The sequence below is a fragment of the Heyndrickxia faecalis genome (genome assembly GCF_040267745.1).
GTDB classification, from domain to species: Bacteria; Bacillota; Bacilli; order Bacillales; family Bacillaceae_C; genus Weizmannia; species Weizmannia faecalis.
Window position 1 is genome coordinate 1,858,892 of sequence record NZ_CP158453.1, and the last position, 14,500, is coordinate 1,873,391.

Below are 14,500 nucleotides of genomic sequence, written 5' to 3' on the forward strand. Positions count from 1 at the left end.
AAAACCGAAAGATTAAAAAGAGAACGGGACACTGATTCCGTTCTCTTAGGAAAGGGATGTTTTGACGTGAATGAATTGGAAAACAGTATTAATTTCCTTAAAGAACAGCTCATTGCTGCGGGAGAAAAGTGGAAAGGCGGCATGGATGTTGAACCAATGAGAGACTGTCTGGCAATTGTTGAAGCCATCAATGTCCTAGAAGAAAGGGCATTCGGCAGGATGATTACAACGATCGCTTACATTCTGTGAGGAGGTGGGATATCATGCAAAATGTTTTGGAATTTGAAGAACTGATGATCAATATTTTAGACGAACATTCAAAGTTTAAATTTCATTTTTCCGAAAACGGGATTAAAATTAGCGCTTGGATTAAAGAAGCTGTGAATTTAGGAAACGGGCTGTGCATTGCATTTGATGGCGGATCTCTGCTCGTTTGGAAAGATAACCGCGTTGTAAAGTGCAGACGACCGTCCGATTTAATTACGTATTGTGAGCTTTGCTTTTCGGTTTTTAATGAATTTGATGAGAATATCGGTTATCTGTATGTGCCTGCGCGTAAAAGGTGATCTATTTGAAATATCAAAGTCAACGGATACCAACGAACGTATGCGTATTGGCAGTATAGGAAGCTTGTACTTGATGAAGGATTGAACCATACTTCGCGGAAGGAGGTATCAAATTTGATTACAGCAAAAAGTTATTTCAGTGGTGCCGGTGGAATGGATCTTGGCATCGCTGAATCAGGAATTGAGATTTTAGAGTCATTTGAAATAGATAAGGTTGCGTGTGAAACGTTGCGAATGAATTTTTCTCATAAGATCAGCGAAACGGACATTACAAAAATAACCGTTCTGGATCAGCAAGACGCAGATGTGTACATTGGGACATTTCCTTGCACACGGTACAGCAAGATAGCGGATATTCATGGTACTAGGACGGGAGATGATTTGTTTCTACATTTCTTTCGCCATGTGGCCTTGGCACAGCCGGAAGTATACATTGTCGAAAATGTACCCGGCATGAAGAAATTCCAGGTCGTCATGGAATGCCTTACAAAACTTCCGAATTATTATGTGCGAGTAGAGTGCCCGGTAAATGCAAACATGTGGCTTCCACAGGAGCGGAAAAGGCTGATCGTAATTGGAACAAAGCGGCCGTTTCACTCTCTTGGATACCCGGAAAGTAAACCAGTTAAAATGCGTGATATTATCGAAATTGGTGCAAAAGTCCACATTCCCGATTATGTTTACAAAAGGATGAACGGAGCATACCGAGACAGACCCATCATTACAGATTTAGACGGACGCGCACCGACTTGCGTGGCGCATTATGCAAAAGACCGGTCTACTAGGCTCGTGAATGACGGGAAATCAATCCGCCCATACACAGTTCGAGAATATGCCCGGCTGCAGGGATTTCCGGATTGGTTCCGGTTCGCTGGCACTGACAATGATGCTTATCGGCAGATTGGTAATGCGGTAGCCGTTCCGATGGGAAGGTGGATAGGACAGGAAGTAAAAAGATATTTTGCGTCGTAGTACGGGCATATTGTGTGAAATGAAAACATGAGGTGATTAAATGAACCAGATTCAGCAAGTATTTGGTTATGGAATGAGCCAACTACGAACTATGTTAATAGATAATGATGTTTGGTTTGTTGCCAAAGATGTATGTGATATTCTGGAAGTAAGAAACACTACACAGGCAATCGCTAGACTTGAAGATGATGAACGGACTATGTTAAACATAGGTCGTCAGGGGGCAACCAATTTAGTGAATGAACCGGGTCTATATTCTCTGATCATGTCTAGCCGAAAACCGGAAGCACGTGCATTCAAAAGATGGATTACACATGATGTCATTCCGCAAATCCGGAAGACGGGAAGTTACTCAACACAGGTTCCGCAAACATTCAGCGAAGCCTTGCGACTGGCGGCGGACCTGCAAGAACAAATTGAAAAGGCAAAACCAAAAATTGAATCCTTTGATCGCTTCATTTCCGGTGAGAACTATCAGAAAATGGGGGATGTTGCAAAAATATTAGGATATGGCCGAAATAACTTTTTCAAGCTGCTTCGGGAGATGAAGATCTTGATGAGAGATAATACACCTTATCAGGAGTTTATCAACCGCGGGTATTTCGTTGTGAAAGAAAAGCCGATACAGATGGGCAGCCAGGTCATTAATAAGCCCCAGACCTATGTCACGGCAAAAGGTATCCATTATATTGACAAATTATTGAAAGAACGATCAATAATTGTATAATAGAAGTAGAATATGTCCAAGTAACGGAGAAGCGTGCGGACACTGACTTTCAGCATTTGTTGCTGATGGTTGGTGTCCGTTTTTTTATTGGAAGGAGGAACAATGATGGAACAATTGAGTTTTCAGCTGGCAGAGATTGACCGGGAAGAGACAAGGAAGCGGGTGGAAGGTGCATTGGAAAAGTATAGGGTTTTGTTGCTAACGCAGGAACTGGACCAGGTGCCAAAAGTAACCTCAAGCTATTCATTGGTTCCACCAAGCAACACCAACCAGTTTCACTCCTCAACTGAAGAAGCTGCAGTAAAGAATGTGGACTATGAACGCGAGCGGAGCGATTATATCCGTAAAGTTTCCATGTCCGTAAACCGTCTCGGGTTTAAGGAGCGGGCAATCCTCATCCGCCGGTATATGACGGAGGATGATGTATTTGATTATGAAGTGTACAACGAACTGAACATGAGCGAGCGGACTTATCACAGAATAAAATCTCGGGCATTTTATAAGCTGGCATTTGCGTTGAAAGTTGAAGTCTATAAAGAGAAGTCCTACGGTGTGATGTCAAGGGTTAAAAACAAGTGAATTGGAAATTTTGTTGGCTCTATGTCGTAAAAATGGCAATACTGAACTAAGCCTCCAGATAATTGGAATAATCTGGAAGTTTTCAAGTTCAGGCTATCGATGATGGTTACCTGGTTACCTCATCGCGTCACCTTCTTTTTCGGCGCATAAATTTGATCGTTGCGGAGCAGCGCATCGATCAGGCGCACCAGTTTTCTTGCCGTTAAGACGAGGGCGCGTTTGTGTGAGTGCTTATGCACCTCACGATATTTCTTTTGGTAAAAGGCGCGGTACTCAGGTTCGTGTCGCCGGACCAGATTGGCAGCCTCAACCAGGTAATACCGGAGATAACGATTGCCTGTACGCGCAAGCATTTTGTCATCAGCCTCAAAATCACCCGATTGGTGGCGGGGCCAGAACAATCCAGCAAATTTTGCGATCGCGGCTTGGTCGTCAAAGCGCTCAATGTCGCCGATTTCAGCGAGAATCCCAGCACAGCTCACCGGGCCTATTCCCGGAATGGTCTGGAGGGTATTCGGGATTCCATCAAGAACGCGGGCAATCGCCTTATCCAAATCCTTGATTTGGCGTTTAAGATGCCGGATGATCTCAATAGAACTGCCCAGGACCAAGTCAATCGAATCCTCCACACATTTAGAAAGCCGGTAAGAGGACCGGGCAGCTTTTTGGATGGATGCGGCCAAATCCTCGGGATCGCTAAAGCGGCCATGGCCTTTGGTCTGGAGATACATCGCTAAGTCCTCCAGAGGCATTTGGGCAATTTCATCGAGGCTATAGGCCTCAAGCAAAAATTCCGTTATGGCATGGCCGAAGACCGGTGTATCCACTTCAAGGTTAAAGGCACTGAATTTGAAAAACAGATGATTCAAAAATACCTGTTGTTCCCGGGTTAAACTTTGAATCAGGTGATAGCGCATCCGTGTTAACCGTTGAAGGGCAAGGTATTGTTCTGACTGAATCACGGATTTCGGCAATCTCCCGAAACGCAAGCGGTCCGCAATTACCCAGGCATCTTTGGGATCGGTCTTGTCCATCTCGGCATAAGCCTTTTTGAAATTTCTCACCAGCTTCGGATTCAGGGTAAACACCTTTGTACGACGCTGTTTCAGCTCGGGATCTTCATGGAAAAACATTGCCGGGTGCCAACTATACACAGATGTGGCCTCCATGGCGATCTGGATGGTGTCATCCGCCTCCGCATGTTGGAGGATGGCGTCTCTTAACTCAGAGGCACCGGGAAGATTGTTTGTCACCGTTTGGGTGGCCAACGTTTCCCCCATTCCATCCATCAGGCAGGCATCGAGGTTTTTGGAGCTCACGTCAATACCGACAAATAAGGGCATATGATTTCCTCCTCTCTGTATTGGGATCGATGGAATCGGACGCTTCGGGATATCCCCAGATGGCTTGCCGATCTGTCAGCCTCGCGTATGAGAACTCATCCGGGCCGTGGGCTGCCTGGAACTGCTCATTTCCAGCACGGAGATCCGGAGGAACGGCCTACGGGTTAGACGTTCAAGCAAGAACCTGGGGATGCAGACTTTTCGAGTAGTCAGGCTACAAGGAGGGGAAGCATTGACCCAAACGATCCTAAGACCATTATCCGGGAACATCGCGAAGCGTCCAAGTCCGAACTTGTATTCCGGGCGAGCCCGGAATACAAAATCTTATATTCACTTGTCAATGAGCAGCAGAATGAACTGGAAATTGACATCCACTTTGGATTTAAACTTATTATACGAGGAGATGAGTGTATGAATGTCGTCCAACCGATTCGCGATCCCGTTAAGATAGAGAAGATGAAGAACTATTTGAAATCAAAGAGTGAAAGGAATTATATTCTTTTTATGTTGGGAATAAGCGTCGGACTTAGGATATCCGACATTTTAAAATTGAAGAAAGAAGATATATTAAGAAGCCATATTGATATTAAGGAAACGAAAACAAAGAAAAACAAAAGGGTAAAAATCCCCGGTTACATTAAAAAGGAGATCATACCTTACGCCAAAACACTTGCAGACGGCGATTACCTTATTAAAAGCCGGCAGGGAGCAAACAGGCCAATTGACCGTTCAACAGCTTATAGGATACTGCGTGATGCTGCTAAGCATGTTGGGCTGACAGACATCGGTACGCATACATTAAGAAAAACATTTGGCTATCATTTTTACATGCAAACAAAGAATGTGGCCCTGCTGCAAGAACTACTAAATCATTCGAGACCGGATATTACGCTACGGTATATCGGAATTAATCAGGATACGTTAGATAAGGCAATGGACAAATTCAGGATATAGTCCTTTTCTTTTTGGGCATCACTACATCATAAAAATACGAGGCGTGCACTCATATTTATATATTGAATGAAGGCTGTTATTTCAAGGGTTTCAACGTTTGCCCGAGTGCAACAGTCTATGTATTATAGTGTACTCAATGCCATTATTTAGGAGGGATATGTATGAGGATAGAGGAAGCAAGGGAAGAGATTAAAAGGATTGAAAGGTTTATCAGTTTAGTAGAAAGCTATCGACCGCAGTCATTTGAGCAGGAAGCGATCAAGACGTATGTGTTAATTGAAAGTGTTAATAAGACAGCGGCAGTATTGAATGAGAAAGGATTTAGAATAGGTAAAAGGAAAGTTTCAGGTAAGGACGTATCTGATATTATTCGTTCTAAACCTGATGATGAGCTGCATCAAATCGCTCACGATATGTTTAAATACAATAAGAAAAAAGCTGGAAAAAGGGGTTGGTGTTGAAAAAATAATGGCAGGATTTTGGCAGGATAAAGGCAGAGCATTTTCTTTTGCCTGTGTTACATTAATACCATGACAAGTAAGCGAAGGAATCGACACACAGTCGGTTCCTTTTTATTTTATCGATTGAAGGTGTTGACCATGAAATCTAAATCCAGAGAGAAGAAGCAAAAGAAACTGCGGCGTAAAGAATTAGAATACCTGATGGGGATCCATCGTGACAGGTATGGCCGACATCATGGTGCAGTTCGCAGGAAGTGACCTTCAATAACTAATAAAGAGACATATGGACACATATAAGAAGGTGGGGGAGCGATAAAAAAGAAATGGCTGACTTTCCAAGTGCCAGGATTAGACCGGAAAGAATTTATGATATGAAGGCTAATATTAAAGATCTTGAACCAGAACGATACAACTATCTTTTTAATAATGGTTTATTGACAATAAATGAAGTACGAACATTTGAGGGACTTCCGAATATTGGTGCTGAAGGCAATAAATTATTTAGGCCTTTAAAGAAAAGAAGAAAGATTCCTTTTGGGTGATCAGCATGCCAGGCAAACCACTGCGGCCATGTGCAAAGTCCGGCTGCCGCAATCTTACCACGAACGGCTACTGTGATGAGCATAGGAAAGATACTAATCGTGAATACAATCTGACACGAGACGAGCGGGTCACGCGCTTCTATAAGTCGAGGCAATGGGAAATGACAAGGAAGTTGGTGCTTGTTAGAGACCATGGTCTATGCCAGATGTGTCTCAAACATAGAAAAATCGTACCAGCATCGCTTGTTGACCATATCATTCCGGTACGGGTTAATTGGAGTTTGCGGCTTAATAAAAGCAATCTTCAGTCGCTTTGCGTTTCATGCCATAATGTCAAAACAGCGGAAGACAAACGAAAGTACGGAAACCTTGCATGAGGGCCGGGGGCCCCTAAAAAAGTACGGGGTGGGCCGTCTGCCGAACGGCGTCCACTTTCGCGTGAATTTTTTTCGCAAAATGAAAATTTTTTAAGGGGGTGATTGGAATGGCGGGCAGGCCGTCAAAACCAGTGCAGCTGATCAAAATGGAGGGGAACAAGGATCGCCGGACGAAAGCAGAACTTGAGCACCGAGAAAATTATGAAAAGTCCCTTTATACTGGAACAAAGATCAAAGAGTCGCCCGCCGTCAAATCTGATCCTGTTGCCCACAAAGAATTTTTACGGCTGAAAAAACTTTATAAGAGCATCCAGTACATTGACGGCTTGGATGAGCAGATCGTCAACCGGTACTGCATGATGATAAGTGAAGAGCGGGCACTTCAGGAGCAGGCCGATTCTTTGCATGCACTTCTTGAAGAGGAAGAAGATCCAAAAGAAAAGATTGAGATTTACAAACTGCTCAACAGCTGCGATACCAAGCTAACCAAAAAGCGGGACTTGATCTTGAAGATTGAGGACCGTCTTTTTCTGAATCCGACTGCCCGCATCAGAGCCATTCCAAAGAAACCTCCTGAAGAAGAGAAGCAATCTCCAATGGCTGAATTTTTAAAGAAACGCGCGGGTGGTAGCCGTGCGGATTGATAAAGCAAGAGCCATGGAGCCCATTGAGTTCATTCAAATGCTGAAACTGGTTGACGACTTTTACGGTCAGCCTTTTGTTTTAATGGATTGGCAGTATGAAACGATCTGGGATGTTTATGGCACGGTGAATGATGAGGGATATAGGCAGTATCGGTACGCTTATTTGGAAATTCCAAAGAAGAATGCAAAAACGACGTTAATCGCCGGCCTCGGGGTTTATCACTTAACATGCGACGGTCCCCAAGGGCAAATTTATTGCTGTGCGGCCGACCGTTCCCAGGCCAGTCTGGTTTATAAAGCAGCTGTCAGCATGATTGACCAGGATGACGAACTGAAAAAACTGCTGAAGGTGACAGAGAGCCGGAAAGAGATTGCGAATGTCGAGACAGGTACCATTTTAAAGGTTCTATCAGCGGAAGCATACACCAAGCACGGCATTAACCCAACGGTCGTCATTTTCGATGAGCTGCATGCACAGCCAAACCGTGATTTGTGGGATATCATGACTTTCGGCGCCGGTGCTGCCCGTAAAGAACCGTTATGGTGGGTCATCACAACGGCCGGCGACGATCCGGACCGGAAATCAATCGGCTGGGAAATCCATGAGCATGCCAGGAAAATCCGGGATGGAGAACTGTCGGATCCGACCTGGTATGTCAGAATGTATGGTGCTGATGAAGATGACGACATCTTTGATGAGAAGACTTGGTACAAAGCGAACCCTTCGCTTGGCCAAACGATCAGCATTGAATCTGTTCGCCAGGAAGCACTGGCAGCGCGCAACAGTGAAGCATCCGAGCGACTTTTCCGGTGGCTGCGGCTGAACCAATGGATATCCTTAAAGCGGACCGGATGGCAGCCGTTAAGCTTGTGGGACAAGACGGAAGGGAATTGGAACCTATCCGATCTTGTCGGCAAAAAATGTTATGTCGGACTTGATCTTTCCAGTACGACGGATATTACGGCAGCATGCTATTTGTTTCCGCCACAGGACGGGATCCCGGAATGGCGTACACTTTATGATGCCTGGATACCGGAAGACAATATGAAAGAACGTGTTACCCGTGACCATGTACCTTATGACAGGTGGGTGAACCAGAAATATTTGACGGCCACGCCCGGGAATGTTGTGGATTATGATTTTGTCCAAGCAAAAATTGTATACGCAAGCAAACAGTATGATCTTTCCGTCTTGGGCGCCGACCCATGGAACAGCCGGATGCTGACGCAAGGGCTGATGAGAGAAGACGTGAATGTTGTGGAAATCCAGCAAACCATGGCGCAGTTGAGCCCGGCCATGAAGATGATTGAACAGCTGATGAAAAAAGGCCTGTTGAGCCACGAAGTAAACCCATTGGCACGATGGTGCTGGGGAAATGTCGCTATTGCGGTTGACGGAAATGAGAATATCAAGCCAATGAAAAATAAATCACAGGACCGGATTGATGTCATTGTGGCCATGATCATCGCTATGGCGACAGCTATGCTGTTTGAAGAAGTCAGCCTGGACGTTTCAGAATTTGCAAATGAAGACTTTCTTGACAAACTGTGGAGCTAAGGAGGTGAGTGGGATTGAATGAGTTTACTCAGCAGATTTAAAAGGCAAAGGGTCAAAAACTATCATATTGATGATCCGAATTGGTTATCAGAATGGCAGACACTGGCTGATTTTTTAGGGGTTAGCCTGGACCCGTCTGATGTGGACGTCCGGGGAAAACGGGCGCTGAAAGAAATTACGGTGTATGTATGTATCAAAATTTTATCTGAAAATATTTCAAAGCTGCCGGTCAAGATTTACCAGGACAACGGGGGAATTAAGAAAGTGGCCGGGCATTACCTGAATCCGATTTTGCGGTTAAGGCCGAATCCGTACATGTCTGCATCAGATTTTTGGAAAGGTGTTGAGGTGCAGCGGAATATTTACGGAAACAGCTATGTTTGGATTGAGTATGTCACACGCGGCCGGAATGCCGGCAAGGTCCAGGCACTTTACTTGCTTGACGCTCAGCAAATGCAGGTATGGGTGGATGATTCCGGCTTAATTAGCTCAAAAAACTCCATCTGGTACGTCTATACAGACAATGCAGGGGTGCAGTACAAGCTTCAATCAACTGATTTGCTGCATTTTAAAGCCATGACGACTGACGGGATCGTCGGTCTCAGCCCGATCTATACGCTCAGAAATATGGTTGAAAATGCTGCTTCAGCTGAAAAATTTTTGAATAACAGCTATAAAAACGGAATGCAGACGACTGGGATCATACATTATACCGGAGATCTGAACGAAAATGCCAAGAAAAAGTTCAGGGAAAAATTCGAGGAAATGTCAAGCGGGCTGAAAAATGCTAATCGTGTGAGCTTAATGCCTATTGGCTATACCTACCAACCTCTTTCACTTAAATTAACGGATGCTCAGTTTCTTGAAAACACGCAGCTGACTTACCGGCAGATTGCAAGTGCATTCGGCATTAAAGCACATCAGCTCAATGACCTTGTAAAAGCCAGCTATGCAAGCACGAGTGAAGCGAACCGGGAATTTTACGTAGATACACTCATGCCGATTTTGACCATGTATGAACAGGAATTGACGTATAAGCTGTTTTTGGATAGTGAACTGGTAAACGGGTTTTACGTTATGTTCAATGCGGATGCCATCCTACGTGGAGATTTCAAATCACGCATTGATGCGGCAGCAACCGGTGTACAAAACGGCCTGCTCACGCCAAATGAAGCAAGGGCACTTGAAGAAAGAGAGCCGATGCCAGGCGGTGATCAGCTGGTCATGAACGGGAATTATATTCCGTTGTCGATGGTGGGCGAGCAATATAAAAAAGGCGGTGATAATACAAATGGGCAAACATAAATTTTGGAATTTTATAAAGAATGAAGCGGAAAATACAGGTGAACTGCAGCTGTATGGCGAAATTTCCGACACTTCATGGTGGGGTGATGAAATCACGCCGAAAGATTTTAAAGCAGATCTTGATGCGCTTGGCGATATCAGCACGTTAAACGTCTATATCAATTCCCCGGGGGGCGATGTATTTGCAGGACAGGCCATTCATTCGATGCTTAAACGGCATTCTGCTACAGTTCATGTTTATGTTGACGGTCTGGCGGCAAGCATTGCCTCCGTAATCGCAATGGCCGGTGACAAGATCATCATCCCCGAAAATGCGATGATCATGATTCATAATCCGTGGACTGTTACGGCCGGTAATGCGGCGGATTTGCGGGAAGTTGCCGACCGTCTGGATAAAATCAATGAAACCATCAAATCAATCTATTTATCAAAGGCAAAAATTAATGAAGTGAAATTGACGGAATTGATGGATGCTGAAACATGGCTGTCTGCACGGGAAGCAGTTGATTACGGATTTGCGGACGAAATTGAGGATGCAAAAGACTATGCGGCAAGTTTGAACAGCAGGTTTCTCAATTTCTATAAAAATATTCCTTTAGACTTGCCGAAGAAGGCAAAAAATGAGCGCGAAAAACAGAATAAGAACAAGGAATTGGAGCTGTCGAAAGCCAAACTGGCGCTTGAGATGGCTCTTTTAATTTGATGGGAGGCAGGAAAATGAGTAAAGAACTCAGGGAATTGTTGAACAAATTGAATCAGAAAAAGGCAGCAGCAAAGGTATTGATGGGAAAAGAAGATGCCACACCTGAAGAAATCCAGGTAGCGGCTGCTGAAATTAATGAGCTGAAAGCGAAAATTGAAGCACAGAAGCTAATCGATGAAGAAACAGCGATACCAGTAGGTGGTAAACCGGTCGTATCGGTAATTGAACCTGACAAAAACAGCAAGGAGTACCGCGAACTGCACACAAAAGCATTTCTGAATTACTTGCGGAAGAAGCCGTTGACCGAAGAAATGAAGAATACGTTGAGCTCCAACACCGGATCTGACGGTGGATATTTGATTCCACAAGACATTAATACACAAATTAACAATTTGAAGCGGCAATATAAAAGCGCAAAAATGTGCTGCACGGAAGTTTACACGACTTCCACCAAAACCGGTTCGTTTGTGTGGGAAGACTTGTCAACACTAACGCCCCTTGTCAATATGACGGAAATGACAGACCTGGATAGCTCTTCACAGCCGAAATTCCGGTCTGTTCAGTACGCTGTAAAAGATATGGGCGCAATTCTTCCAATCCCAAATACGTTGCTGCAGGATGAGGATGCGAACTTAATTGCGTATATTGCCGGCTGGTTTGCGAAAAAAGCTATCCGCACGGAAAATAATGATATTTTCAATGTGCTAAAAACCGGGAAAACGCCGGTTGCTCTTGCAGATTGGAAAGCATTGAAATCGAATTATAACACGAAGCTTGATCCATTAATTGCAACAAATGGATACTTCTGTACGAACCAGGATGGCTTTAATGTTTTGGACAGCGCGCTCGACGGTTTTGGCCGGCCTGTTTTGCAGCCGAACCCGCAAAATCCAACAGAACTGCTATTCTTGGGTAAAGTCGTCCATATGTTCTCAAACACGGAGCTTCCATCTGATACGGACAACAATGTTGCACCAATCTTTTTCGGCGATATGAAATCAGGATGCCGTTTTGTCGACCGTGGCGCATATGAATTAAGCATTTCCACAGAAGCATATTTCGTAAAAAATGCGACTGCAGTCCGGGTTATCGAACGATATGATGTCATCAAAACCGATTCGGATGCGTATCAGTTTGGCCAGATTGCTTTACCTGAAAACTGATCAGGTGATGTAAATGATTATAGAACTAAATGAAGCGAAAGATTGGCTGAGAGTCGACACAGAAAATGACGATGCCAGGATCAGTTCATTGATGGCAGCGGCCGAACAATATTTAACCAATGCGACGGGGAAAACATTTGACAGCACAAATGAACTTGCCCGTCTTTTTTGCCTGACTCTACTGACGGATTGGTACGACAATACAGGTTTATCCGGCACTGAGCCGAGCCAGCAAATGCGGCCGATTATTCAGAGCATGCTGCTGCAGCTGACCTATTGCGAAGACGAGGTGACATAAAAATGCCGATCACCAGTCCTGGAAAAATGAATGAAAGAATTACGTTTTATAAAGAAGTTGTCAAAAAGAATGATTACGGAGACAAAGTAAAAGATAAAGAAAAATATTTGGAATGCTGGGCCGCCGTGAAGACACAGTTTTTAAGTGACATCCAGGCAAGCATTGGCACTGTCCTGGAAGACACTCTTACATTTGTGATCCGACATCAGCATGACAAAGAAATTACAAACGATTTATCTGTAAAATACAGGAACAGCGTTTATGAAATTATCAAAATTAACCCAGATGTCGAATATAAAAAATTTGACACGATCATCTGCAAAGAGGTGACATGATGACAGTTGAAGTGGATATTTCCGGAATTGAAGCGGGTTTGAGGCGGCTAGCTGCGAAGGAAAAAAAGGTGCAGAGGGCTGGGTTAAAAAAGGCGGCAGAAGCAATTGCTGACCGATTGCGTGAAAACACGCCTTATTATGATGGCAAACGCGACGGGAAATGGAAAGCACAGCGTCAATTCGAGAAAGAAACAGGGTCAAATAATGGCGACTTTGCGCATTTGCGGGATGACATCAAAATTTCAAATATGAACCAATTTGGTGAAGTCTTTGTTGGATTTGGAAAAGAAACCTATTGGCGTGTCCATTTTACCGAAATGGGTACGATTAAACAGAAACCACAGGCGTTTATCCAGCGAACGGAAGAAGAAATGCGCCGGAAAGTTATGACCATCATGGTAAAGGAGTTTAAAAGGGGTCTGGGCTTATGACACTGCCTGCAAAAGCAGTCTACGATATTCTTATGGGCAGTCCGGAGATTGCGAACATGATGAATCGGGACATGATTTTTATGATCGATGTTCCGGAAGATGATCAGCAAGTCCAGAACGCACCGATCATTCGAATAAATGAAATCAACGACTATCAGGATGGATTTGCTTCAAACAAACCGTTTTCTGTTTCTTTTAGCGTCCAGATTGATGTCTGGGCCGCCACGATTGAACAGTTAGCTGTTTTTAGAGACGTGCTGGACAAGATCATGACAGAAAACGAGTGGGGTCAATATACAGGCGTGATTGACAAAGATCCGGATATTGATCTGTATCGCATGGCTCGGAGGTATCGGGCTGTTCAGGTGATTCACTTTAATTAGGGAGATGAGAAAATGGCGACTTTAGGTTTTAAAAGTGTCGAATTTGGGATCCATGACGGGGACACGGAAATTGTTAAGAAAATTTATAAATTAGATGCCAATGAAGGTGGCACAATTGAAGCAAAATTAAGCGGTCTTGGTGCGCAAATCAATGCTTTATATGCGTCTAATGTACCGTTTTTTGTAGATGCAAGCGGTACGGGAACGCCACAATTGGAATTCACAGCAGCGGACTTGAGTGAGGAAATTGCTGCGTCCATTTCAGGCGCTGTATATGAAAATGGCATTTTGAAACTTGGAAAAGATGCGAAGGCACCATATGTTTCTGTACTGCTAGAAGCGGATGGCATTAAAAACGACAGCATCTATATCGCACTGCTTAAAGGAAAATTTGGGCATCCGGATGGTGTCGATTTGAAAACGGGTGATGACAAAGGCAAGGAAGCCGATACAACTGACAGTGCACTGACCGGACAATTTGTAAACCGGAAATTAGATGGCTTTACCTATTTCAAAACTCGTTCTTCGAATACAGACTTTGATTTGCAGACATTTCGGTCCCTCGTTTTTAATGGATACAATGAAAATACGCAAACGGCAACTCAACAAACTGCTGGCTGATAGCTGGGCTCTTAGGCCCGGCTTTTTATTTTGCATAAAAGGAGATGCTGGAAATGTTAAAAATTGAACTTTATAATCCGGAAACCGAAAGAACTGAAACCTTTACTGAAGGATTCGTGCCAGCAAGAACATTGCGGAAAGTGCTGGAATTCGCGGATAAGCAGGAAAGAGAAAAACCCAGTGAGCTTGAGACGTTGGATGAAATGGTGTCCATGATTGCAAGCTTTTTTCGGGATGATCGGGTGACCTTTGATGCGATCTACGACGGAATCCCGGCAGACAAATTGAGTGATGAAATGGAACGCATTATGACCGACATTATGGGCGGTGAAGCTAAAAAAAAGCTGGGGAAAAACCGACCACCATCAAAGAAAGCATAAATAATCTGCACAAAATGTATTCGGAGTTAATGAAGAATGGATGGACGTTCAGAGATATTGAAGAAATGGACATATATGGATTTCTGAATGTCATGAACGGGCCGGACAGCAAACAGTATGACGATATAGAAGCTTTCTATAACTCAATTTGACGGGAG

The 14,500-nt window shown here is 44.1% G+C and carries 21 protein-coding genes; 20 read left to right on the forward strand and 1 reads right to left on the reverse strand.

Annotated features, from left to right (window positions below; translation table 11 throughout):
• Nucleotides 1–66 precede the first annotated feature (66 nt).
• The 5 genes from ABR335_RS09035 to ABR335_RS09055 all read left to right on the forward strand — a co-directional run bounded on the left by ABR335_RS09035 (nucleotide 67) and on the right by ABR335_RS09055 (nucleotide 2,844).
• Complete coding sequence (locus tag ABR335_RS09035) at nucleotides 67–249, forward strand: hypothetical protein (protein WP_035184748.1); 183 nt, start codon at nucleotides 67–69, stop codon at nucleotides 247–249.
• A gap of 14 nt (nucleotides 250–263) precedes the next feature.
• Nucleotides 264–566, forward strand: coding sequence for a hypothetical protein (locus ABR335_RS09040; protein WP_350346131.1), 303 nt, complete (start codon nucleotides 264–266; stop codon nucleotides 564–566).
• A gap of 114 nt (nucleotides 567–680) precedes the next feature.
• Complete coding sequence (locus ABR335_RS09045; RefSeq protein ID WP_061574472.1) at nucleotides 681–1,538, forward strand: DNA cytosine methyltransferase; 858 nt, start codon at nucleotides 681–683, stop codon at nucleotides 1,536–1,538.
• Between the two features lie 40 nt (nucleotides 1,539–1,578).
• Nucleotides 1,579–2,265 (forward strand): phage antirepressor, encoded by a 687-nt coding sequence (locus tag ABR335_RS09050; RefSeq protein WP_061574471.1) that lies wholly within the window; start codon nucleotides 1,579–1,581, stop codon nucleotides 2,263–2,265.
• Between the two features lie 102 nt (nucleotides 2,266–2,367).
• Nucleotides 2,368–2,844: an ArpU family phage packaging/lysis transcriptional regulator gene (locus ABR335_RS09055; RefSeq protein WP_350346132.1), complete on the forward strand. Its 477-nt coding sequence runs from the start codon at nucleotides 2,368–2,370 to the stop codon at nucleotides 2,842–2,844.
• Nucleotides 2,845–2,963: 119 nt separating this feature from the next.
• On the opposite strand, the gene ABR335_RS09060 is transcribed toward ABR335_RS09055, so the two are convergent.
• The gene (locus ABR335_RS09060; protein ID WP_013858393.1) at nucleotides 2,964–4,187 is read right to left on the reverse strand and encodes an IS110 family transposase; all 1,224 of its coding nucleotides are present in this window, start codon (nucleotides 4,185–4,187) and stop codon (nucleotides 2,964–2,966) included.
• A 411-nt stretch (nucleotides 4,188–4,598) separates the two neighbouring features.
• On the opposite strand from ABR335_RS09060, the gene ABR335_RS09065 reads away from it, so the two are divergent.
• From ABR335_RS09065 to gpG, 15 genes are all read left to right on the forward strand, one after another.
• Nucleotides 4,599–5,141: a site-specific integrase gene (locus ABR335_RS09065; protein ID WP_035184762.1), complete on the forward strand. Its 543-nt coding sequence runs from the start codon at nucleotides 4,599–4,601 to the stop codon at nucleotides 5,139–5,141.
• Between the two features lie 161 nt (nucleotides 5,142–5,302).
• Entirely contained in the window at nucleotides 5,303–5,602 is a 300-nt protein-coding gene (locus tag ABR335_RS09070; RefSeq protein ID WP_035184764.1) for a hypothetical protein, read from the forward strand.
• Nucleotides 5,603–5,925: 323 nt separating this feature from the next.
• Entirely contained in the window at nucleotides 5,926–6,144 is a 219-nt protein-coding gene (locus ABR335_RS09075; RefSeq protein WP_035184766.1) for a hypothetical protein, read from the forward strand.
• Between the two features lie 206 nt (nucleotides 6,145–6,350).
• Nucleotides 6,351–6,521, forward strand: a complete 171-nt coding sequence (locus ABR335_RS09080; protein WP_328229709.1) for an HNH endonuclease — start codon at nucleotides 6,351–6,353, stop codon at nucleotides 6,519–6,521.
• A 107-nt stretch (nucleotides 6,522–6,628) separates the two neighbouring features.
• Complete coding sequence (locus tag ABR335_RS09085) at nucleotides 6,629–7,165, forward strand: hypothetical protein (RefSeq protein WP_350346133.1); 537 nt, start codon at nucleotides 6,629–6,631, stop codon at nucleotides 7,163–7,165.
• Complete coding sequence (locus tag ABR335_RS09090; protein ID WP_153016210.1) at nucleotides 7,155–8,723, forward strand: terminase large subunit; 1,569 nt, start codon at nucleotides 7,155–7,157, stop codon at nucleotides 8,721–8,723. Before ABR335_RS09085 ends, ABR335_RS09090 begins: the two co-directional genes overlap by 11 nt.
• An 18-nt stretch (nucleotides 8,724–8,741) precedes the next feature.
• Nucleotides 8,742–10,028, forward strand: a complete 1,287-nt coding sequence (locus tag ABR335_RS09095) for a phage portal protein (RefSeq protein WP_081105576.1) — start codon at nucleotides 8,742–8,744, stop codon at nucleotides 10,026–10,028.
• Nucleotides 10,015–10,731, forward strand: a complete 717-nt coding sequence (locus tag ABR335_RS09100; protein ID WP_350346134.1) for a head maturation protease, ClpP-related — start codon at nucleotides 10,015–10,017, stop codon at nucleotides 10,729–10,731. Before ABR335_RS09095 ends, ABR335_RS09100 begins: the two co-directional genes overlap by 14 nt.
• A gap of 14 nt (nucleotides 10,732–10,745) precedes the next feature.
• A complete protein-coding gene (locus ABR335_RS09105) occupies nucleotides 10,746–11,894 on the forward strand; it encodes a phage major capsid protein (RefSeq protein WP_061574464.1) in 1,149 nt (382 codons plus the stop codon).
• A gap of 13 nt (nucleotides 11,895–11,907) precedes the next feature.
• Complete coding sequence (locus ABR335_RS09110) at nucleotides 11,908–12,192, forward strand: head-tail connector protein (RefSeq protein ID WP_350346135.1); 285 nt, start codon at nucleotides 11,908–11,910, stop codon at nucleotides 12,190–12,192.
• 2 nt (nucleotides 12,193–12,194) lie between these two features.
• On the forward strand, nucleotides 12,195–12,527 hold the full coding sequence (locus ABR335_RS09115) for a phage head closure protein (RefSeq protein WP_061574462.1): 333 nt from the start codon (nucleotides 12,195–12,197) through the stop codon (nucleotides 12,525–12,527).
• Nucleotides 12,527–12,958, forward strand: coding sequence for an HK97-gp10 family putative phage morphogenesis protein (locus ABR335_RS09120; protein WP_158657231.1), 432 nt, complete (start codon nucleotides 12,527–12,529; stop codon nucleotides 12,956–12,958). The genes ABR335_RS09115 and ABR335_RS09120 overlap by 1 nt, the downstream gene beginning before the upstream one ends.
• The gene (locus ABR335_RS09125) at nucleotides 12,955–13,341 is read left to right on the forward strand and encodes a hypothetical protein (RefSeq protein WP_104851417.1); all 387 of its coding nucleotides are present in this window, start codon (nucleotides 12,955–12,957) and stop codon (nucleotides 13,339–13,341) included. The genes ABR335_RS09120 and ABR335_RS09125 overlap by 4 nt, the downstream gene beginning before the upstream one ends.
• A gap of 12 nt (nucleotides 13,342–13,353) precedes the next feature.
• Nucleotides 13,354–13,962, forward strand: coding sequence for a major tail protein (locus ABR335_RS09130; protein WP_061574460.1), 609 nt, complete (start codon nucleotides 13,354–13,356; stop codon nucleotides 13,960–13,962).
• Between the two features lie 53 nt (nucleotides 13,963–14,015).
• A complete protein-coding gene (gene gpG / locus ABR335_RS09135) occupies nucleotides 14,016–14,342 on the forward strand; it encodes a phage tail assembly chaperone G (protein ID WP_061574459.1) in 327 nt (108 codons plus the stop codon).
• The last annotated feature ends 158 nt before the right edge of the window (nucleotides 14,343–14,500 follow it).